The organism is Phormidesmis sp. 146-33 (assembly GCF_052939515.1).
In genome coordinates, this window is sequence record NZ_JBJPHU010000009.1 from 81,617 (window position 1) to 101,837 (window position 20,221).

Annotated in this window: 16 protein-coding genes; 2 read left to right on the plus strand and 14 right to left on the minus strand. The window is 45.8% G+C overall.

Annotation, left to right across the window (positions count from 1 at the left end; translation table 11 throughout):
* The first annotated feature begins 7 nt into the window (after positions 1-7).
* Positions 8-4,384, plus strand: a complete 4,377-nt coding sequence (locus tag ACJ2PR_RS06025) for an amino acid adenylation domain-containing protein (RefSeq protein WP_446876358.1) — start codon at positions 8-10, stop codon at positions 4,382-4,384.
* On the opposite strand, the gene ACJ2PR_RS06030 is transcribed toward ACJ2PR_RS06025, so the two are convergent.
* The 10 genes from ACJ2PR_RS06030 to ACJ2PR_RS06075 all read right to left on the minus strand — a co-directional run bounded on the left by ACJ2PR_RS06030 (position 4,381) and on the right by ACJ2PR_RS06075 (position 14,453).
* Positions 4,381-4,512: a hypothetical protein gene (locus ACJ2PR_RS06030; protein WP_446876359.1), complete on the minus strand. Its 132-nt coding sequence runs from the start codon at positions 4,510-4,512 to the stop codon at positions 4,381-4,383. The two genes, ACJ2PR_RS06025 and ACJ2PR_RS06030, sit on opposite strands and share 4 nt — an antisense overlap.
* A 29-nt stretch (positions 4,513-4,541) precedes the next feature.
* Positions 4,542-6,080: a sensor histidine kinase gene (locus tag ACJ2PR_RS06035; RefSeq protein WP_446876360.1), complete on the minus strand. Its 1,539-nt coding sequence runs from the start codon at positions 6,078-6,080 to the stop codon at positions 4,542-4,544.
* A gap of 17 nt (positions 6,081-6,097) precedes the next feature.
* A complete protein-coding gene (locus ACJ2PR_RS06040; protein WP_446856943.1) occupies positions 6,098-6,649 on the minus strand; it encodes a DUF2808 domain-containing protein in 552 nt (183 codons plus the stop codon).
* A gap of 36 nt (positions 6,650-6,685) precedes the next feature.
* Positions 6,686-8,344, minus strand: coding sequence for an iron uptake porin (locus ACJ2PR_RS06045; RefSeq protein WP_446876361.1), 1,659 nt, complete (start codon positions 8,342-8,344; stop codon positions 6,686-6,688).
* A gap of 39 nt (positions 8,345-8,383) precedes the next feature.
* Positions 8,384-9,418 carry an NAD-dependent epimerase gene (locus tag ACJ2PR_RS06050; RefSeq protein WP_446876362.1) on the minus strand — a complete coding sequence of 345 codons (1,035 nt, stop codon included), beginning with the start codon at positions 9,416-9,418 and terminating at the stop codon, positions 8,384-8,386.
* Entirely contained in the window at positions 9,415-10,434 is a 1,020-nt protein-coding gene (locus ACJ2PR_RS06055; RefSeq protein WP_446876363.1) for a histidine phosphatase family protein, read from the minus strand. Before ACJ2PR_RS06055 ends, ACJ2PR_RS06050 begins: the two co-directional genes overlap by 4 nt.
* 1 nt (position 10,435) lies before the next feature.
* On the minus strand, positions 10,436-10,567 hold the full coding sequence (locus tag ACJ2PR_RS06060) for a hypothetical protein (RefSeq protein ID WP_446876364.1): 132 nt from the start codon (positions 10,565-10,567) through the stop codon (positions 10,436-10,438).
* Positions 10,564-11,751: a glycosyltransferase family protein gene (locus ACJ2PR_RS06065; RefSeq protein ID WP_446856950.1), complete on the minus strand. Its 1,188-nt coding sequence runs from the start codon at positions 11,749-11,751 to the stop codon at positions 10,564-10,566. Before ACJ2PR_RS06065 ends, ACJ2PR_RS06060 begins: the two co-directional genes overlap by 4 nt.
* 12 nt (positions 11,752-11,763) lie before the next feature.
* A complete protein-coding gene (locus ACJ2PR_RS06070) occupies positions 11,764-12,966 on the minus strand; it encodes a glycosyltransferase family protein (protein ID WP_446876365.1) in 1,203 nt (400 codons plus the stop codon).
* Between the two features lie 104 nt (positions 12,967-13,070).
* Positions 13,071-14,453, minus strand: a complete 1,383-nt coding sequence (locus ACJ2PR_RS06075) for a UDP-glucose dehydrogenase family protein (RefSeq protein WP_446876366.1) — start codon at positions 14,451-14,453, stop codon at positions 13,071-13,073.
* Positions 14,454-14,926: 473 nt separating this feature from the next.
* Here ACJ2PR_RS06075 and ACJ2PR_RS06080 point away from each other — a divergent pair, with 473 nt between their 5' ends.
* The gene (locus ACJ2PR_RS06080) at positions 14,927-15,763 is read left to right on the plus strand and encodes an iron uptake porin (protein ID WP_446876382.1); all 837 of its coding nucleotides are present in this window, start codon (positions 14,927-14,929) and stop codon (positions 15,761-15,763) included.
* Positions 15,764-16,074: 311 nt separating this feature from the next.
* On the opposite strand, the gene ACJ2PR_RS06085 is transcribed toward ACJ2PR_RS06080, so the two are convergent.
* From ACJ2PR_RS06085 to ACJ2PR_RS06100, 4 genes are all read right to left on the minus strand, one after another.
* Complete coding sequence (locus ACJ2PR_RS06085; protein ID WP_446876367.1) at positions 16,075-17,022, minus strand: LysR substrate-binding domain-containing protein; 948 nt, start codon at positions 17,020-17,022, stop codon at positions 16,075-16,077.
* Positions 17,023-17,281: 259 nt separating this feature from the next.
* The gene (locus ACJ2PR_RS06090) at positions 17,282-17,644 is read right to left on the minus strand and encodes a response regulator transcription factor (protein ID WP_446876368.1); all 363 of its coding nucleotides are present in this window, start codon (positions 17,642-17,644) and stop codon (positions 17,282-17,284) included.
* A 187-nt stretch (positions 17,645-17,831) separates the two neighbouring features.
* Entirely contained in the window at positions 17,832-18,500 is a 669-nt protein-coding gene (locus ACJ2PR_RS06095) for a response regulator transcription factor (RefSeq protein WP_446876369.1), read from the minus strand.
* On the minus strand, positions 18,497-20,059 hold the full coding sequence (locus ACJ2PR_RS06100) for a sensor histidine kinase (RefSeq protein ID WP_446876370.1): 1,563 nt from the start codon (positions 20,057-20,059) through the stop codon (positions 18,497-18,499). The genes ACJ2PR_RS06095 and ACJ2PR_RS06100 overlap by 4 nt, the downstream gene beginning before the upstream one ends.
* Between the last annotated feature and the right edge of the window lie 162 nt (positions 20,060-20,221).

Consider the following 20,221-nt stretch of genomic DNA (forward strand, 5'->3'; position numbering starts at 1 on the left):
ACAGATTATGAAAGCGAAAAATGTAGCTGATATCTATGAGCTTTCGCCTATGCAGCAAGGATTGCTCTTTCACACGCTGCACGACCCGGAATCGATCGCCTATTTCGATCAAAATAGCTTTACGCTGCGTGGCAAGCTGCATATTCCCACTTTCAAACGAGCCTGGGAAATTGTGCTGGAGCGGCATTCTATCTTGCGAACCTCTTTTCATTGGGCAACTCTCAAAAAGCCTGTACAAGTTGTTCATCAACAAATCGAATTGCCTTGGCAAGAACTGGATTGGCGCGAACAAACCCCGATCGAACAACAGGAAAACCTCCAGGCTTTTCTGGCAGCCGATCGCATTCAGGGATTTGAGATGACAACTGCACCCTTGCTGCGGCTCACGCTAATCCACCTTACAGAAGACACTTGCCAATTCACATTTAGCAAACATCACATTTTGCTGGATGGCTGGTCGCGATTGCTTGTGTTCAAGGAAGTCTTTGATCTCTACACGACCCTGACCACCGAAGGAACTTTCCAGCTTCCACCCTCGCCTTCCTTCCGCAACTACATCACTTGGCTGCGGCAGCAAGATTCTCTGCAAGCCGAAACCTTCTGGCGTAAAATGCTTCGAGGATTCATCGTACCAACGCCGATGGGTGTTGATCAGCCAATTTCTAAACCGCCCTTCACAACTGACTCCTACAAGGTTCAGCGGCTCGATCTACCTCAAATCGGTGTCGACCTCCAGCGGTTTGCTCGACAGCATCAGCTAACCCCTACTACGCTAGTTCTAGCAGCTTGGAGTCTTTTGCTTAGCCGCTACAGTGGAGAATCCGATGTAGTTTTTGGCATCACCTCGTCCGGGCGACCCGCTTCGTTATCCGGCGTAGAAGCGATCGCGGGACTGTTTATCAATACGCTACCTGTCCGCGTTCAAGTTAATCCAGAAGCAGCACTGGTGCCTTGGCTGCAACAGTTTCAGGCGAGACAGGTCGAAATGCGGCAGTACGAATATAGTTCACTGGTTCAGATCCAAGGCTGGAGCGAACTGCCTCGCGGTGTCCCGCTGTTTGAGAGCCTGGTCATTACTGAAAACTATCCAGTTGATACCTCGCTACAAAGACAAGCCAGCGATCTTAGCGTTGAAGGCGTTCTTTCATTTGGTCGATCGCACTATCCCCTCAGCCTCGTCATTGGATTGGGATCACCGTTTTTCTTGGAACTAACTTATGACGATCGTCGATTCGGTGATAACGCAATTCATCGCCTGTTAGGGCATTTGCAGACGATTTTGGCAGGGATGACTGTAGATCCAAATCAATATCTTAGGGAGCTTCCCCTCTTAACCGCTAAAGAACAACAGATCCTTGTAAAAGAATGGAATCAGACAGCAACTAAGATTCCCAACCTGTGCCTGCACGAATGGGTCGAAGCGCAAGTGCAACGCACCCCAGCCGCGATCGCTCTCCGCTTCCACGACTCCTCCTTCACCTACGACACCCTCAACCAGCGCGCCAATCACCTTGCTCATCGCTTGCAACAAGCAGGAGTCACGTCACAAACCCGCGTCGGTCTTTTCCTAGAGCGTTCTCCCAACCTGCTGATTGCCCTACTTGCGGTACTCAAAGCAGGCGGCACTTATGTTCCCCTCGACCCTGCTTATCCGGTAGAACGCCTCACCTTCATTCTTTCGGATGCTCAAGTTGCCCTGCTGCTGACCGACACAACTCTAGAAACTCCCTTCCCCTTTGCAGGTCGAGTCCTGCCGCTCGATCAAGTCTGGAGTGATGGCGTGACCTCAACGCTCTCCCCGCCCTGCTCTGTCACCCCCGACGCTCTGGCATACATTCTCTACACCTCTGGTTCCACAGGCAGACCGAAAGGGGTACAAATTCCCCATCGGGCGGTGGTCAACTTCCTCGACTCAATGCAGCAGGACTTGAACCTGCATCCGGCTGATGTACTACTGTCTGTGACCTCGCTCTCGTTTGATATCGCAGTGCTGGAATTGCTGCTGCCTCTCGTTGTGGGGGCAACGGTAGAACTGGTAGACCGAGCTACGGCAGTCGATGGTCAGCGATTGGCAGCCACGCTCACTCGCGCTCAAGCCACCTTCATGCAAGCAACTCCTGCCACCTGGCGACTGCTGCTGGAAGCAGGGTGGGTTGCCCGCCCAACGCTCACGATGCTGTGTGGCGGAGAAGCACTCACGCCTGACCTTGCCACACAGTTGTTACCACGCGGAGCCGCGCTGTGGAATCTCTACGGCCCCACGGAAACAACGATCTGGTCTACTCGCTATCGCCTCACGACGGCGGCGGATGCTGCGGTGATCGGCTGTCCGATCGCCAACACACAACTCTACATCCTTGATAAGCAGCAGCAGCCCGTGCCGATCGGTGTGGTGGGAGAACTGTACATCGGCGGCGCAGGCATAGCACGGGGGTATGTGGGACGAGATGACCTGACGGCAGAGCGATTTGTACCTGATGCGTTCAGTGGTGTCCCAGGGGCGCGGTTGTATCGCACGGGCGATCGGGTGAAGTATCGAGCCGATGGCTGTGTCGAGTATGTGGGGCGGGTAGATTATCAGGTGAAGCTGCGCGGTTTTCGCATTGAGTTAGGGGAGATTGAAGCGGTACTGTCTCAGCATCCTCAGATCCGACAGGCTGCCGTATTGCTCTCTGGAGAACATCCTCAGCAATATCTCTGTGCCTTTCTTGTCGCTGAGAACGATCAGGCGATCGCTGATGACAAGTTGCGATCCTTCTTAAAGGAAATCCTACCTCAGTATATGATTCCCTCTACTTTTGTTGTTCTGGAGTCTTTACCACTGACACCTAATCGCAAGATTGATCGTCAAGCATTGGCTGCGATCGACTCCATCAAACTACCAGCTACCACAAGTTATATTCAGCCTCAAACGCCTGACGAACAGCAGCTTGCAGCGATTTGGACGGAGATTTTGGATGTTCAGCAGGTTGGAACGCAGGATAATTTCTTTGACTTAGGTGGGCATTCCATTCTCGTGATTCAACTTTGGGCGCGAATCAAGGAACTATTCCAGGTGGAAATTCCTCTGCGAAGTTTGTTTGAAGCACCAACGATTACAGAGCAAGTAAAGGTAATCACCAGTCTGCAACAGCAAGTTCAGTCCACTCAGGAATTGATGACAACAATAGCAGTGGATTTGAGAAAAGAAGCAGTCCTCGATGCTGACATTCAACCTGCAACAGAATACTCAGTAGAAATATCCCCTCCAGAGGCAATCTTCTTAACCGGGGCAACTGGATTTCTGGGAGCTTTCTTACTACACCAGCTTCTACAACAAACTTTTGCGACGATTTATTGTTTAGTACGTGCTTCCACGATTGAACAAGCGAGAGAAAGACTTCAACAAAATCTTGAGGATTATGCTTTGTGGGATCAGAGTTTTGCCCACAGAATTCTTCCAGTTTTAGGAGATTTAGCTCAACCAAAACTGGGACTTAGTTCTGATCAGTTTCAGACTCTAGCCGATCGCATTGATGTGATTTATCACAATGGCGCTCTGGTCAACTTCGTCTACTCTTATTCCACACTGAAAGCCGCAAATGTTTTGGGGACTCAAGAAGTTTTGAGACTGGCGGCGATGGTTCGCACAAAGCCTGTCCACTTCATCTCAACGTTTAGTGTCTTTTCTAATGTCGATCGTTTAGAAAAAATAGAGGTTAGAGAAGAAAACACGCCAGAGGCTTGTGAAAGCCTTCAAAGTGGATATGCTCAAAGTAAGTGGGTTTCAGAAAGGCTAGCCGCGATCGCAAAGTCTAGAGGAATTCCAGTTTGCATTTACAGACTAGGAAGAATCACCGGAGATAGCCAAACTGGAATCTGCAACACGGATGATTTCATGTCTCGTATGATCAAAGGGTGTATTCAAATCGGGTATATTCCAGAATCAGACAGTGATGTCTTAGTAGACATGACACCCGTTGACTATGCAAGTCAGGCGATCGTGCATCTTTCTCAACAGCAACAGCTTCTCGGACAGGTATTTCATATTGTCAATCCAACTCCCATCCGGATTCAGCAGTTACTAAACTGGCTAATTAGCTCATCTGGCTACTCGTTAAAACCTGTGAGTTACGAGCAATGGCGTGAAGAGTTAATCAAAGTAACAAAATCTGCTCAAGACAATGCCCTATATCCCCTGCTGCCCCGATTCCTGCTCAAATCAACCGAGAAATTTAAAGACAGTCAATTAAATCTATCCGAATCCAAGTTTGATTGTCGTAACACTTCAGAGGGGCTTCAAGGAACAAGTATCTCCTGCCCCCAAGTGAGCGATAAACTGCTAAAAACCTACTTTCAGTACTACAGGCAGAGTGATTACTTGGAGGGCAGCTCGAAAAATTAACCTCCAGGCAGTTGTTTTCCGTCCCGATAAAAGGTTTCAATTGTCCAGCGCTGCAAATATTGAGACAGCACCTGCTTCGCCGTCCAATCCGTGCGGTTAGTGACCAGAACAGCATAAGGTTCTTTCAAATATCACAACACTCAAGTTAATAATTGGATCAACGGTTGCGAAGTGTTCCCTGTGATGAAGAGATAGCATCCTCTAATGGAATGATCATCGTAAACGTTGACCCTCTGCCAAGCTGACTCCGTAGTTTAATTTGTCCATGATGAGCTTCCACGATCGCTCGAACGATCGCTAATCCTAGTCCTGCTCCTTCCGAGCGACGACGACTTTTTGCAGAACGGGCAAAGCGCTCAAAAATTCTTTGCTGATCGACTAAAGAAATTCCTTCTCCTGTATCGCGCACCCAGAAGCGAACTGTCTTTGAGGAGATTGCTGAACCGATGGAGATCGTTTGAGTTGTTTGAGTGTGCTGGGTTGCATTTTGAGCTAAATTCATCACAGCCTGGGTAATTCGTTGTCGATCGACAATGATTTCTCCTTGCCCAACATTATCTAACACCCAGTTTCGATCTGCTAGGGCACAGGCTTTCGTAAAAAGCTCCTGAGTTAGAGATTCTAAAGACACTGGTTCAAGCTGCAAGAAATCTGGACGCTCTGATTTTGCGAGTAGAATCAAGTCATCGACAAACCGATTCATGCGATCGAGTTCATCCATCACAATGTTCATGGTTTCTTGCTGCTCGATCGGGTCATTGCCCATCAATTCGATATGCCCACGAATAATCGTTAAGGGAGTTCGCAATTCGTGCCCTGCATCATTGATAAAGTTGCGCTGAGTAGTAAATGCACTTTGAAGACGATCCATCATGTCATTAAAAGTATTTGCTAAATCAGCAATCTCACCTGCACCCTGGATCGAAATGCGTTGAGTCAGATCAGATTCACCAATCGATCGTGCTGTCGAAGACAATGACTGTAGTGGAGCAAGAATCTGACCAGAAGCAAACCAACCTAAAAGTAAAGCTAAGACAAGCACTCCCCCGGTCACTTGAATCACAACATCCACTGCTTCTAGAACTTCTCTCTGCTCTCCTGCTGTCGTGTGCGCCATGATAAACACACCGATCGTTTGCCCATTGGCTTGAATCGGTTGAGCAATGTAGATTAATTTTTCTAGCTCTGGATCATCAACGGGCTTTTCTCCTTGCTGGGGAATTGTAAGGGCTGCCCATTGATTCATCAGTGAACTACCTTGTTTAAGGATTTCTGGTCTAGCTCTGGGACTAGATCGATAGAAATCTCCATCTGTGAAAGTAATCAAGTAGACATCATCTTCGGGCACTTGGCGAGAAAGATAAGCATCAAAAAAAGCTTCCAAATCTTTTATTGAGGTAGGCGGTTTCAATCGCTCATCTCGCCTTTCAGACCAATGAGAACCTTCGAGAGAACCATCCAGCTTCCCTTCAACTAAGGCATTAAAAGTACTTGCTTTTTCGGTCATGTCACCCCGAACTCGTTCATTGACGCGAAGCATCAATATTGATCGAAATGCAGGAATGACCGCAATAAAAATCAATGCAAGCAGCAAACCATAGCAGAATAAAATCCGATTTTGAGCCGCCCAAAAGATGCCTTTATGGCCGACCGGAAGCCTAGGACTCTCTTTCAGTTGTTCATCATCTCCACTCATGATCTGCCACCTAAATGCTAGTCTTGTTCTCGATCGTAAATCCGAATTCGCCCAAAGCCGAGGAATTGGCCCGCAGGTTGCTCTCCTACTGGAAATGCTGTGACTCCATATAAATAAGTTCCTCCCGTAGCAGGATTGCGAACAGGGTAGACTCTCACGGTTACGGTTTTTCCTGGTTTAACAGGTGGATCAAATGTCACAGAGATGACTTGAGCTTGAGCATTGATCATGACATTTTTGACGGGAATTTTATTGCCTGGTTTCCTCCGCTTGCCTTCAAACGCTTCTAGCTTAGACGCATCGAAAAATGGGCGACCCGGACTTGCTTCGAGTTCGATTTCTAGCTTTTGTAATGGTTCACCCGCATCTTCTGGAACTGCAACCGTGAAGTAATAATTTGCGCCCCAGACGTAAGTTCCATTTTGGCTTGTTGCTATACCAAGTAAGCGCGGGGGCTTTTCAAAATAAGTTCTCCCATCTTTGAGTTCAATCGCTGAGGTAGAAGCAACAATGAATAGAGAAATTAGAATTGCGATCGCAAAAAACTTCGAGCTAGATTGCGTGAGCATTTTGAGGTAGATAAAAGGATTCAGTTAACTCAGACATCAAAAGCTAAAGGTTGTTCGGATTGTCCCGATGAAGATATTGTTGTTATTGCGATTATGTTCAGGGTTAGTAATCAAAATAACTCCTGGTGTGATACTGATAAAATCATTCACGCGACACCGATAAAATGCCTCGAAATGTAAAGAAGTATCCTTATCTTCCAGTGCTTGACCACCTTGAGAAAAATCGTTACGGGTCAGTTTAGGCGGTTGACCTATCACAAATCCTGCCAAACTGCCTTCCCTCAGTAGATCTGGCAATGCGATCGTGACTGCCCAGTTAAAAATACTAGCGCTCGGATTGTTGTCTAGATCAGTCGCTCTAGCACGGGTAAAGCCTGCCCACGCTGAGAACGAGAGCTTTTTACTCGGTGCGATCGCAGCTTGAATGCCAAAGGAATCTGCGGTGACTGCATCACTATCACCATCAAAAGGATCATTTGCAAGTTCGCTTCCACTTGCGGTACTGACGCTATTGAAAGAGCGCACATAAGTCAAACCAATTCCGAATCGGTTACTTAGCTCTAGAGACAATTGAGCGATCACGCCATACGATGACTTGTTGAAGCCTTGTTCTGGATCATTCAAATCCGAACCCAGGTAGCCTACTGTGAAAGCAATATCATCGGTGAACTCATACTCTAAACCAATTCCGCTCCCTCCTCCAATTCGATAGATAGGATTGCGCTGCCCAAATCGAGAGACTGATCCTTCTGCACTTCCAGAAAGAAACGGATTGAAGGTATTTGCGAAGTCGTTTAAGCTTCCACCGACTGCGGCAACATACAGCGTTGCTTGTTTACTAATTGGAGTTCGATACTCTAATCGGCTCACTTCTAATCTGCCTTCACTGCCCCCCTGGTAGGCTAATCGCGCCATGTCTGTCCCCGCTGCTTGGTCAATTCGGCTAAGATTGCTTGCCTGCAATCGAGTTCTCAGCCGATCTTTCCCAAAAAGACTGGTATCAAAATTGAGGCGAACCCGACTTCCTAAAGTGAGATTGCTATCCGTACGATCGTCACTTCCATCTGGTTTCTCTGCATCAGCGACACTGGTTACTGCAAACACAACCTCGCCTATTAGTTTAGTTGTTGCCGAAAATGAGTTAGATAATCGTCGTTCCGAATCAAGGGTATCAATCTGACTGTTGACGATCGCGAGTTCTTTTGCGAATTCTGCTTGGAGCTTCTTAAGCACTTCTAAATCTTGCTGAGTTGCATATTGCTCAGGCAAGGTCTTCAGAACTTCATCGACTTGATTCATCGCACGACTTAAGCCAGCCGCAAATTCATAGCGACTCATTGCCCGATTTCCTCGAAAAGTCCGATTTGGATAGCCTGACACGACACCATATCGTTCAACGATCGACTTTAACGCCTGAAAGGCCCAATCACCAGGCTGGACATCTGACAGCTCAGAAACAGAGGTGACTTGAGCCATTGGGGCTGGCTGTGTCAAAAACTCAGGCAGTGTTACTTCAGACGGAGACGTTAAAGCAGAAAAAGTTGGCTCAGAAGATTCCTGCTGGAAAGCAGTTTGAGAAACAGAGGATTGAGGAAATTCTCTCTTAACTGTGGGAACTTCTTCCGCGATTGCAGTTTGAGCAACCAGCAGGTTGAAAGCGCACAACATCAAAGCCTTCTGAGTGGAGCTAGACATATCTAGTTTTCTTTTTTACTGAGTCATCAATCGCATCGACTAAATTAAAGCAGTGGCTGAACGCTGATGATACTTGTTTCTAGAAGGTGTTTCGTAGTACTCGCGATACCACTGCACAAACTGGAACAATCCTTCTTCTAAAGAAGTTTCTGGCTTGAAGCCAACCTCCTGCATTAAGTCATCGACATCTGCATAAGTCATGGGAACATCTCCTGGCTGCATGGGAAGAAATTTTTTGATGGCAAAACTACCGAGTAATTGTTCGATCGTTTCAACAAACTGCATTAGCTCAACTGGGTTGTTATTGCCAATGTTATAGAGCTTATAAGCTGCATTACTATTCAAAGCTGCATCGGTATTAGTGGTGGGAATTTTCGTCATGACCCGTACCACACCTTCAATAATGTCATCAATAAAGGTAAAATCTCGCTGCATTTTACCGTAGTTGTAGATTTCGATGGGTGTCCCTTCTGCGATCGCTTTCACGAATTTGAAGTAAGCCATATCAGGTCTACCCCAAGCCCCATAGACCGTAAAGAACCGAAGTCCAGTCGTTGGAATGCCATACAGATGACTGTATGAGTGAGCAATCAATTCATTCGATTTCTTGGTTGCAGCGTAGAGAGAAACTGGATAGTCAACATTGTCCTGAACCGAGAAAGGAATCTTCGTGTTTGCACCATAGACAGAGCTTGAGGAAGCAAAAATGAGATGCTGAATATCACTATTTCGGCAGCCTTCTAGTAAGTTCACAAACCCAGTAATGTTGCTATCAATGTAGGTATGTGGATTTTTCAGCGAGTAGCGTACACCCGCTTGAGCCGCCAAGTTCACAACATAGTCAAATTTGTGATCCTGAAAAAGTTGTAGAATGCCCTCTCGATCGACGAGATCCAGAAGTTGAAAGCTGAACTGTTTATGATGCTTGAGCCTTTCTAGTCGTGCACATTTGAGCGCAATATCATAGTAATCATTAAGATTGTCAATCCCATGAACTTGATAACCATCACTCAGAAGCCGTTTTGCCAAATGAAACCCAATAAAACCAGCAGCACCAGTGATTAAAATCTTCATAGTAGTGTGTTGGGGATAAAGTTGAATGCTTGCAGAACAGGGCGATGATTGATCGGGTAATGCAGAATGCTCATTGTTCCTGGCTCTAGGTCGAAAATCGATGAATCTGCGGGAATCTCTAGCGTGTGAGCAAGCAATTGACGAATCAGATTTGGAGAGAGTGTCGCGACTCCAGTCGTCAATGATTCTGAATCCATCTGCCATGCCAATTCTTGAGTAACGTCTATGCGATCGCAACTCAAACAGAAGTCTAAGCTGACCGATTTGAGAAACTTAGCAAAATCCAGCAAAGAATCAGAGTTTTGAATGAGAAGCAATCGTAAGCCCAGTTTGCCTTCTTTGAGCTTAGGAAGAGACTCGCCGAGATGCTGAGTACGATTCATCGCTCGCAACGTTGCAGGCTGCTCTAAGCCCTGTGGAAACTCTAGCACGCTCACCCCACAGTTCGATTGCTGTAAGGTGTGAAAAGTTTGACATCCCATCCCGATCGCCGTTCCGATCAAAGCTCGAATCGTTCCACCGTGACTGATGATCAAAATCGTTTCATCAATGTGGTGCGGAATCACCTCTTTCCAAAATTGTTGGGCTTGCACATACAAGTCTAGAACTGGAAAGCAAGGCTCTGTGAGTGTTGCAACTGAGCTTTCTGCTTCAGCAAGTTGCATTTGAAATTCATGCGGTCGCTCTTTCCAGCATTGATAATCCTCTGCAAAGTGTTGTCGCACATATTGAAAGGGTAATCCTTCCCAAGTTGGCATCGCAATTTCTTTCAAATGATCGTGACAGTTCAGTTCTAGCCTGGAATTTTGCAGAATCGCGATCGCTGTTTGCTGAGTTCTTTGCAGAGGACTACTATAAGCGGCATGAATTTTAGTGTGTTTCAGCAAATCTCTTGTCTGCTGTGCCATCATCAATCCAGCTTCCGTCAATACAGACTTATCGCAGCATCCTTGATAGCGTTTTTCAGCATTGTAAGTACTTTGCCCATGCCGAACTAAAATGACTCGTGTTGCCATGTTACACCTCAACTGCACGAGCAACATGGACTTCATAGCCTCCTGCTGTCAGCATCTTAGAAATTCGATGAACCGATTCACCCACACCACCCACATCCGGCGGAAACTCTAACGTCGTGATACAAACTTTCATGCTTTCACTACCTCCACACTACTTTGCTGCTGCTGCCGCAAAAATTGCTTCAATTGCATTGCGGTTTTCTCAACGCCTGCACAATCAAATTTCAATCGAGTCGGTTGCTGTTGCAGGTAGAAAACAATCTTTTTCGCGAATTGGTTCGGCTCTAAATCGCTGGGTTGAATGACTTCAACAACTCCCAAATGAGCTAATTTCTCTGCTCGAATGCGTTGTTCCTGGTCGTCATTTCCTGTAAACGGTAACAGCAGAGAACGCACTCCTGTTGTCAACACATTCATCGTTGTATTGTAACCAGACATACTAATCGACAAATCTGCTTTTTGCATATAGCTCAAGAGGCTTGGCGTATAGCGATCGATACGAATATTAGAAGAAGTTGCTGCGTTTGATTGCAGTTCAAGCAGTTTCCACTCTGGCATAAATGGGCCTGTGAACACTTGTATCTGATGCGGCAGTTGATGCTTCAAAATAGGAGCTGTCTCCACGACACAATCAAGAAGCTCATGCCCAAATCTTCCACCCCCCACACTGACTAGGATGAGAGGCCTGTCAGGATTGACATTTGGAAGCTCTGCAACTGGCTCCGGTTGAGGTTGAACAACATAGCCTGTAAATTTCACCTCACAGGTCAGGTCTGTCACTCTAGAGAAGGTTTCCTCTAAGGGTTGGAACTGTGGATCGCCGTGGACAAGGAGTAGATCAAAGTACTGATTCATCAACTTGCAGACTTTCTCTTCGTGCTTTGTGCGATCGCTTTTCGTCACGACAATATCTCTTAAGCTACAAACAGCTTTTGCGCCACGAGTTTTCGCCCGTTCTAGCAGTGGAATCAATTCAAAGGAAAATCTGCGTCGTCCAAAGGGAAACAGCTCAACCATCAAAACATCAGGCTGAAAGCGATCGAAGGCTTCCAATAGCTCCGCACATCGCATATCTTTCACTTCTTCTAGTGTGTAGGCTGAATTTACAACTTGAAGTTCCTGAAATTCTGAATCAGTTTTAATTGCAGGAAGATTGACAACCTCAATTCCAGCGGGAATCTCGAAGCCTTCTACAATCTCTCCACCATTGATAAAACAAACCTGAAAATCTGGTATTAATCCACGCACAATCTCCATACTGCGGACAAGATGCCCCATTCCTAGAATGTGCTGACAGTAAAACATTAACCGTGGCATGAACATTTCTCCTTAACGAATCGCATAGGGGTTTTGTTTAGCGGAATCTCTAGGATCGACTTTCATCAAGCTAGAAAGATGATGAGCAATTCTGGACAGCCCATTGAGATCAATCTGAGGAAGTGGATGATTGACTTGATCCATTTGCCATTGGACTGCCTGGAATAGCGTCTGTGGACTGAGTTGGCTAGGTTCGATCGCGCTAAAAAAGCCAAACCTCGCCATACAATTTGTCCGAATAATTTGCTCTTGCGAAGGCTTCACCCTGGGGACAATTACTGCCCGTTTTCCTGCGGTTAGCACTTCGCAAATCGTGTTATACCCGCCCATTGAGACAACGATATCTGCTGCCCCTAAGTAACTCATCAAGTCGTCGCTAAACTCACGCATTTCGACTTGAGGTAGATGTGCTGCGGTTTGGTAGAGTGCTTGCCTTTGCTGAATTGGCATTTCTGGGCCGCAAATGACCAAGCTCTTGAAAGTTGAAGTAGAAACTCCTTGTAGAAAGGCATCAACCATCGGATAGCCATCTTCTCCCCCGCCAGGTGTTACCACGACGAGCCGATCAGAATCTGCTAGTGCGAGTTCTTGACGAACTTCTGCTTCAGATTTACACCCTTGCGGACGACGTAAATAACCGCAGTATCTTGCTTTGTAAGCAATATGAGACGGAAGTTGATAAGCGTGACAGAAATCAAAAATTTCAGGGGTTCCAACAATCAATAAGCGATCGTAAAATTCTTCAACCGTCTGCTCAAATCCATGCTTCTGCCATTCTGCGATCGTCACTTCAGGGGAATCTAGAATATCACGGAGCAGCAAAACCATCTTTGTTTCTGGCTGAACGGTCTTGAGGTAGGTCAGTGTTGGCATTAGCTCATTTTGAATGCCGTAGGGCTTCTTATCAACTAAAACCATGTCTGGTTTGAAACTGGCAGCCGCAGAACGGATCAGCTTCGATCGCAGTTTCACGGTTTCGTCTGCGTCCATTCCTAGAAATTTGGTCGCAATCTTGCCAGTAGTCCCACGATTGAGACAGGGGAGTTTGATGTAATCTAAGTTGTTGGAAATTCTGAACCCTTGCATCATCGGAGAACCCGACAGAAGCAAAATAGACAAATTAGGAATCGTTTGGAGCAAATATTCGCAAATCGCTAACATTCTACGAATATTGCCCAAGCCGAAAGCGTCGTGGGAGTAAACCAGCAATTTCATAAGAAAGGGTGGGGTGAAGGGTCAAAGCGAAAAGATGACAAACCTTCTTCAAATTGTTGGAGAATATCTAGTAAATTCTGCTTTGTAGATGCGGAACCTACAATCTAAGCGATCGTACTCATTTGAGGTGTAGCAATCTTAGGGGTTAGGAAGCCTCGATTTGGGCGACCAATCCCAATATAAGCAAAGCCTGCTTCAGTGATCTGAGCGGGATCTAAAAAGTTTCGTCCATCAATCATCAATGCAAATGCCATTTTTTGAGCAAGCGCAGCATAATCTAAATCGCGGAATTCTTTCCAGTCGGTGACGAGAACCAGTGCATCACAGCCCTCAGCAAGTTGTTCAGGAGTTTCAGCTAAGTCAGCATGATCTAATTCAGAAACAATCGGGTCATAAGCTTTGACTTTCGCACCCAAACGAGTCAACGCAGCAATGATTTCCAGCGCAGGAGCATCTCGCAGATCATCAGTATCGGGTTTGAATGTTAAGCCGAGTAAGCCGATCGTTTTACCTTTGAGGATCTTGAGAACTTGCTGGAGCTTTTCAACAACAATTAGTTTTTGACTCTGATTCGTCTCCACCGCAGCATTAAGCAGTTCTGTCTTGTATCCATAATCATTTGCAGTATGAATCAAAGCAGCAACATCTTTCGGAAAACAAGAACCTCCCCATCCGATGCCAGCTTGGAGAAATTTACTTCCAATTCGAGAGTCTAATCCAATGCCGTGAGCAACTTGAGTGACATCTGCACCCACTCGATCGCAGATATTCGCAACTTCATTAATAAAGCTGATCTTCGTTGCTAGAAACGCATTCGCCGCATACTTAATCATCTCAGCCGAAGTGAGATCAGTAACCACGACGGGAACAGGCGGCAATGTCGGATCTTGAGCAAAGGTACGATCCATTAAAGGCTGGTAGAGTGCCTTCATTTTCTCGATCGCTTGCTCACTATCACTCCCCAGCACAATGCGATCGGGGTTAAATGTATCATAGACGGCTGAACCTTCTCGTAGAAATTCAGGATTACTGACAACATCAAACCCTGTAATTTGCTGCTGTCGCTCTGCTACACCATCCATCACAATTCGACGCACCCAATCTCCTGACCCAATGGGAACAGTAGACTTATTCACAATGACTTTATATCCACCATTCAGGTGCTGTCCGATTCCACGGGCAACTGCTTCCACATAGCGAGTATCACTCTCTCCATTCGGTAAAGCAGGTGTACCGACTGCGATAAATAGCACTTCGCCATGTGCGACACCCTGACTCAAATCCGTTGAAAACTGCAGCTTGCCTGCTTGCATTGCAGCCTGCATAATCTCTTTAAGTCCAGGCTCAAGGATTGGGGCAATACCAGCTTGCATCTGCTCAACCTTTGCAGCATTATTATCGATACAGACTACATCATGACCAATTTGAGCAAGACACGCTCCTGTGACTAAGCCAACATATCCGGTTCCGATTACACAAACTCGCATTGGAAACCTCTCTTAGAAAAACTCAGAGCCTTTCAGCTCAACAGCCATTCAGTCAACAGCGCTTCGGTTGCGCTAATATACAGCCTCTTAGTTTTTGCTAAGACTAAAGTGAAAGCTGCATGAGAAAAGTCTCATGAAAGGATTCTTAAGTTTTCTTCACTTGTGTCTTAATAATCTACTGAAGGCATCGTCTACTAGAAGGTAGAAGAATAGCAGCATCTAACTTGAGTAAAGCCATAAGCGCTGTTTGAAAGTAATAAACCCCAGTAGAAGCAAACAACCAACACTCTTTCATATACTGGAAAAATTTAGGAAACCCTCTGTCTTTCTCAATTAAATAAAGCTGAATATCAGGAATAGTATACCGATCCTTTAGTCCTGCCGTAAGCAATAAAATGTGAGTAGTAATAAATCCCAAATCTGTCAAAAAGAGCAGCCAAAATAGTTGGCTGACCAACTATTACTGATAATAAATCTCCTATGAGTTTCCACTGGGCGAGAAAACGACGGTTTTCATTGCAGCAAATGAGGGAGAAGCAGAAGAGTTTGCTGAATCGATCAATCCTTTCTTTGACGGAGATAGCAGCAGTGGTTCAATTTCTAAATTTGGAACTCGCAACCCAATTTATTATCTGTTAGAAGGTGCGGGTGTCGGTGTCACGCATGAATTTAGTGATGCACTAGAGTTGAGTGTGGGTTATCTTGCGGGTGATGCCTCAGATCCGACCGATAATAATGGTCTGTTTAATGGGTCTTATGGCGCGATCGCACAATTAACTTTCGAGCCTTCTGAAGCGCTGGGGTTTGGCTTGACTTATATCCATGCCTACAACACTGACTATACGACTGAGGGCAGTGCAGGCAGCCTGAATGCGAACTTATTTACGGCAACAGGTCGCGCAGTTGTCACCAATTCGTTTGGGGTACAGGCTTCTTTTCGACCGAGTTCGGCGTTTATCATCAATGGCTGGGTTGGCTATACAGGAGCGCGAGTATTGAGGTTAGGAGATGCTAATATTTGGAACTGGGCAGTGACATTAGGGTTTCCCGACTTGGGTAAGAAAGGCAATCTTGCAGGTTTAGTCATTGGTATGGAACCCAAACTAACCCAGATTGATGGTGCAGTGACGGCTGCAACGGGAGTAGGACGCGATCGCGATACTTCCCTGCATTTTGAAGCATTCTATCAATATCGAGTGAATGACAATCTCAGCATTACTCCAGGCGTGATTTGGCTAACGGCTCCCAATCATGACCAGCGGAATCAGGATTTGGTGATTGGTACGATTCGGACAACCTTCACATTCTGATTGACAGCGGTCTGTCGCTTGATCGCAATACGGGTTATTCAAAGTTCGCTCTCCATACCTTGATTCTGGGAAGTTTGGGGAGCAGCAAGCTGTCTAAAACGCAGCGATCGCTTACAACAGTAGCCAAACTTAGGATTGTGAATTAAATAACACCGGATAAACGCCCCGGCGAATAGAATTCGCGACTAAACCAACAAAGTCTGCCTTCGCAGACTAATCGCCATTTTCTTAACCTGCGAAGGCAGGTTTTGTTCTCATAGTCGCGAATTCTATTCGCTGGGTTTATTAAATGCGCGTTCCTTAAAAAACACCTAAACCCGAAAGTATCCTGAGCTTTTCTCTAGCAAAAAATCAACAAACGTCCTTGCGGAAGTTGAAAGCACTTTATCTTTACGAAAAACTAAAAACCACTCCTGCACAATTGGAAAGTTCTCCACATCAAGTACCACAAAATGATGATCTAGCTCAAACTCGCTCAGACTATGCAATGACATGATAGCTAACCCAAACCCACCTCTCACTGCCTGTTTAATCGCCTCATTATTGCTCATTTCTAACTTCACTCGCACCGGAATATCATACTGCTCAAAGAGGCTCTCAGCCGCTCTCCGAGTCGCAGAATCCGGCTCCCGCATCACAAAAAACTCACGGGCTAGATTCTGAAGCGTAATGCTCTGCTTCTTAGCCAGTGGATGCTGCCGTGGAGCGATGACCACCAGCGGGTTCTGCAAAAACGATCGGGCTTCAATCTCGCGTCGATAGACAGGTAGCCGACTCATGATGTAGAGATCATCAAGATCTGCATTCATTCGATCGAGAACAGCCTTGTGGCTGAACCAACTAAGTGAAATATGAATTCCTGGATAATCTTGGCAAAATGGTTGCAGCAATTTAGCGAGACAATACTGTGAAGATGGAGTTGCAGCAACTTGTAACCTACCATGATTCAGCCCTTTCAATTCCAGCAGGTTAATCTCTGATTGTTCAATCCGGACAAAGATTTCCTGACAAGTCTTAAATAGTAGTTTCCCTACATCTGTTAAATACATTCGTTTTCCAATATTTTCAAATAGTGGAGAACCAATCAAATTAGACAGATGCTTGATTTGTATGGATATTGTTGGCTGTCTGAGATTTAACTCTTCCGCAGCACGAGTAAAGCTCCGATGCCGCGCAGCTACTTCAAAAACCTGTAACTGATGTAATGTGATTGATTGCCAAATTGCTGGGCTAATTTCATGATTGGAACGTCTTTTCATAGCTCCTAAAATCTAAACATCTTAAACCAGAGCAGCTTAGACGTTGCCCTAAAAGAGACGCTACTAATATGAATAGAAGATCAGCAGTTCAAATTACGATCGCACCCCAAAACTCAAGCATCTCAACGCTGGAATCCTGAAGCTCGCACAAATGCCGCATGGGTGCTTTTACTTTTTTGAACTGTCGTATCGATCAAATTATACACAACTTTAGCAACGTTAGTATTGTTTAAACGAAAAAGCTGACCTGTGATTTCTGTTAATTGAGATTTAGACAAGACTGAACAGTTGCTAGCAAATCGTTAAAGCGAAACGGCTTAGTAATAAACTCATTCGCCCCGGCTTGTAACGCTGCTAACTTTTCACGTTCATCTGCTCGCGCCGTGACGACAATAATTGGAATCTTTGCTCCTTGATCCCGAAGCTCCTGTAAAACAGTCATACCATCCATCAATGGCAATCCCAAATCCAAGAGCAGCAAATCGATTTTCTGAGCTTGTATTATTTCAATCGTTTGCAATCCATCTTGAGCGATCGCAGTCATAAACCCTTTTCTTCTCAGCCCTTTTTCAATGAACGCAGCAAGCCGCGCTTCGTCTTCAGCAATCAAAATCTGACACATTCTGACACATGTAGTATGAGGTCGTACCCACCAGAAGACAAGCCAATTCTAAGGTACGACACAGGCTCCAAAGGTTAAGAAAACCTTGACCTATAAGTTAGCACCTCTCAGCTATCTGTCACTTAACCGCAGGCCACACTATGAAAACTTTAGATAAGAATAAGATGAAATCTAGATGAGAAAATTCTCATAATTTTAGTCTGTAGCCCATTCCTCGGACAGTTTCCAACAATGTACTGCCTAGCTTTCTACGTAAATAGCCGACATAGACATCAACAACATTCGACCCTGGATCGTAGTCATACCCCCAAACTCGATCGAGCAACTGCTGACGGCTCAAAACCTGACCCGGATGGCGAAAGAACATCTCTGCTAAAGTAAACTCACGTGCAGGTAGTTCGATCGTTTTATTTCCTACCGTTGCTTTACGAGTCCGCAGATTTAACACCACATCCCCCGCGCTCAACATTAGTTCTTCTTGAACAGGTATAGTTGACTGGGTTCGCAATCTCAATCGAACTCTTGCGAGTAGCTCTTCAAATCGGAAAGGCTTCGTCATATAGTCATCTGCGCCACCTTCCAGCCCTGAGATTTTATCCTGAATGTCATCTCGCGCTGTCAAAATCACGATTGGAATCTGAGAACCCTGACCCCGCAGTTCTTCTAGTACTTCTAATCCATCTTTCTCAGGCAACCCCAGATCCAAAATCAACAAATCAAATTCGTTGCCCATAACCATGTTGAGGACATCACTCCCAGTCGTCGCGATCGTCGTTGTAAAGCCATTTGAGCGCAGACCTTTCTCAACAAATGCGGCAATTCTTGGCTCATCTTCTGCAATCAGAATTTGCATCATTGCTCCTTACTCCTGACTTGAAGCGGAATCACGATCGAAAAAGTCGAACCCTGACCGATCTGGCTACGAACTGATACTTCTCCCCCATGTGCCTCTACAATTGATTTTACGATCGACAACCCCAATCCGGCCCCTTCTGATCGTCGCCGACTATTTGCAGCCCGCGCAAATCGATCAAAGATGCGAGGCTGATCATGGGGAGCAATCCCCTCGCCCGTATCGCGCACCCAGAAGTGGAGCTTTCCTTTACTGATCGCCAAGCCAATTGAGATCGTCTCACCAACCTGTGTAAATTGTGTGGCGTTCTGTGCCAGATTCATCACTGACTGAGTGATTCGCTGTCGATCGAAAAAGCCTTGACCCTTTACTGTGCCTTCCAGCATCCATCTCCGATCCGCTAATGCTTGCGCCTTTACCAACAGTTCTTCAGCAAATGACGCTAACTCAACGGTTTCAGGCTGCAAAAAATCAGGATGCTCTGACTTAGCCAGCAAAACTAAGTCATTGACAAACCGAGTCATTCGCTCCAACTCATCCATCACGATCGTCAAGGTTTCTTGTTGCTCGATCGGATCATCTCCCATCAGCTCTAGGTGCCCTTGAATGATCGTGATTGGCGTTCGTAGCTCATGCCCAGCATCATTAATAAAATTTCGCTGGCTTATAAACGCCGATTCCAGTCGATCCATCATTTCATTAAAAGAATGTCCCAAGTCTGCAAGCTGCCCTGTTCCCTGCACTTCTAGCCGTTGATTGAGGTCTGCTTCACCAATCAAACGAGTTGCATCACTCAGCGATCGTAAAGGAGCTAGCACCCGTTCTGATGCAAACCAAGCTAAAACCAATGCAACCAAAAGCACGCCTGCGATGACCTTGATGATGACTCCAACGGCTTCGATCGCTTCTGCTTGCTCTCCCGCAGTCGTATGTGCAACCACGAGTACTCCCAGACTTTTCCCGCCTACTTTCACAGGTTCAAGAATGTAAAGGACATCTCCGATCGCCGCATCATTTGTGAAATGTTTGCCTTGAGCAGATTGAGTTTGCTGCGCCCAGCGTTGCATCAAAACTGAATCGCGCTTAAGAACTTCAGGTCTTGCCCTTGGACTGGATTTGTAGAATTTGCCCTCTACAAAAGTAAGAATATAGATTTCATCTTCAGGAATTTGACGGGCTAAGTAAGCATCAAAAAAGCCAGCCAACTCCTCTTTAGAATAAGGTTGTTTGAATCGCTGATCTTGTCGTGCAAGCTCTGGATCATCTAATTCGACAGTCCCTTCATCTGGCAATTCTCCACTCATTAAACTTTTGAAAACATCCACTTTCTCACTCAAATCTTGACGTACCCGTTGGTCAATTTGAGCAGACAGAAGTTGCCGAAATGCTGGAATCGAAGCGAGAAAAATGAAGACCAAAATCGCAACATACCAGAGCAAAATCCGAGTTCGAGCTGCCCACAAGATTTTTTGCAGAGCCGTTTGCTGATTCGCGAAAGGTTTATTTTTGAGTTTTACACTTGCTGATTGCTTTGTCGATTCAATGAGATCCTTAGACTCCATAATTTTTTCACGACTTTATCTCTACAGCAGCTTAAATGATCTAACCCACTTTTACAATTATGTTCACTTGATCGTAGAAGTATGATCAAGGTTACTTTACGATGACTAAGCCTTTCAGAAGACCTGGTAGGCAATATATCCCGGATAAAGTGGCTGTGCAGG

What these genes read in the sequence shown, in the direction of transcription:
- ACJ2PR_RS06025 (WP_446876358.1), top strand. Translation starts at nt 8, where the DNA reads ATGAAAGCGAAAAATGTAGCTGATATCTATGAGCTTTCGCCTATGCAG.
- ACJ2PR_RS06095 (WP_446876369.1), bottom strand. Translation starts at nt 18,500, where the DNA reads ATGATGCAAATTCTGATTGCAGAAGATGAGCCAAGAATTGCCGCATTT.
- ACJ2PR_RS06050 (WP_446876362.1), bottom strand. Translation starts at nt 9,418, where the DNA reads ATGAAGATTTTAATCACTGGTGCTGCTGGTTTTATTGGGTTTCATTTG.
- ACJ2PR_RS06100 (WP_446876370.1), bottom strand. Translation starts at nt 20,059, where the DNA reads ATGGAGTCTAAGGATCTCATTGAATCGACAAAGCAATCAGCAAGTGTA.
- ACJ2PR_RS06045 (WP_446876361.1), bottom strand. Translation starts at nt 8,344, where the DNA reads ATGTCTAGCTCCACTCAGAAGGCTTTGATGTTGTGCGCTTTCAACCTG.
- ACJ2PR_RS06085 (WP_446876367.1), bottom strand. Translation starts at nt 17,022, where the DNA reads ATGAAAAGACGTTCCAATCATGAAATTAGCCCAGCAATTTGGCAATCA.
- ACJ2PR_RS06060 (WP_446876364.1), bottom strand. Translation starts at nt 10,567, where the DNA reads ATGAAAGTTTGTATCACGACGTTAGAGTTTCCGCCGGATGTGGGTGGT.
- ACJ2PR_RS06035 (WP_446876360.1), bottom strand. Translation starts at nt 6,080, where the DNA reads ATGAGTGGAGATGATGAACAACTGAAAGAGAGTCCTAGGCTTCCGGTC.
- ACJ2PR_RS06075 (WP_446876366.1), bottom strand. Translation starts at nt 14,453, where the DNA reads ATGCGAGTTTGTGTAATCGGAACCGGATATGTTGGCTTAGTCACAGGA.
- ACJ2PR_RS06065 (WP_446856950.1), bottom strand. Translation starts at nt 11,751, where the DNA reads ATGCCACGGTTAATGTTTTACTGTCAGCACATTCTAGGAATGGGGCAT.
- ACJ2PR_RS06070 (WP_446876365.1), bottom strand. Translation starts at nt 12,966, where the DNA reads ATGAAATTGCTGGTTTACTCCCACGACGCTTTCGGCTTGGGCAATATT.
- ACJ2PR_RS06090 (WP_446876368.1), bottom strand. Translation starts at nt 17,644, where the DNA reads ATGTGTCAGATTTTGATTGCTGAAGACGAAGCGCGGCTTGCTGCGTTC.
- ACJ2PR_RS06055 (WP_446876363.1), bottom strand. Translation starts at nt 10,434, where the DNA reads ATGGCAACACGAGTCATTTTAGTTCGGCATGGGCAAAGTACTTACAAT.
- ACJ2PR_RS06040 (WP_446856943.1), bottom strand. Translation starts at nt 6,649, where the DNA reads ATGCTCACGCAATCTAGCTCGAAGTTTTTTGCGATCGCAATTCTAATT.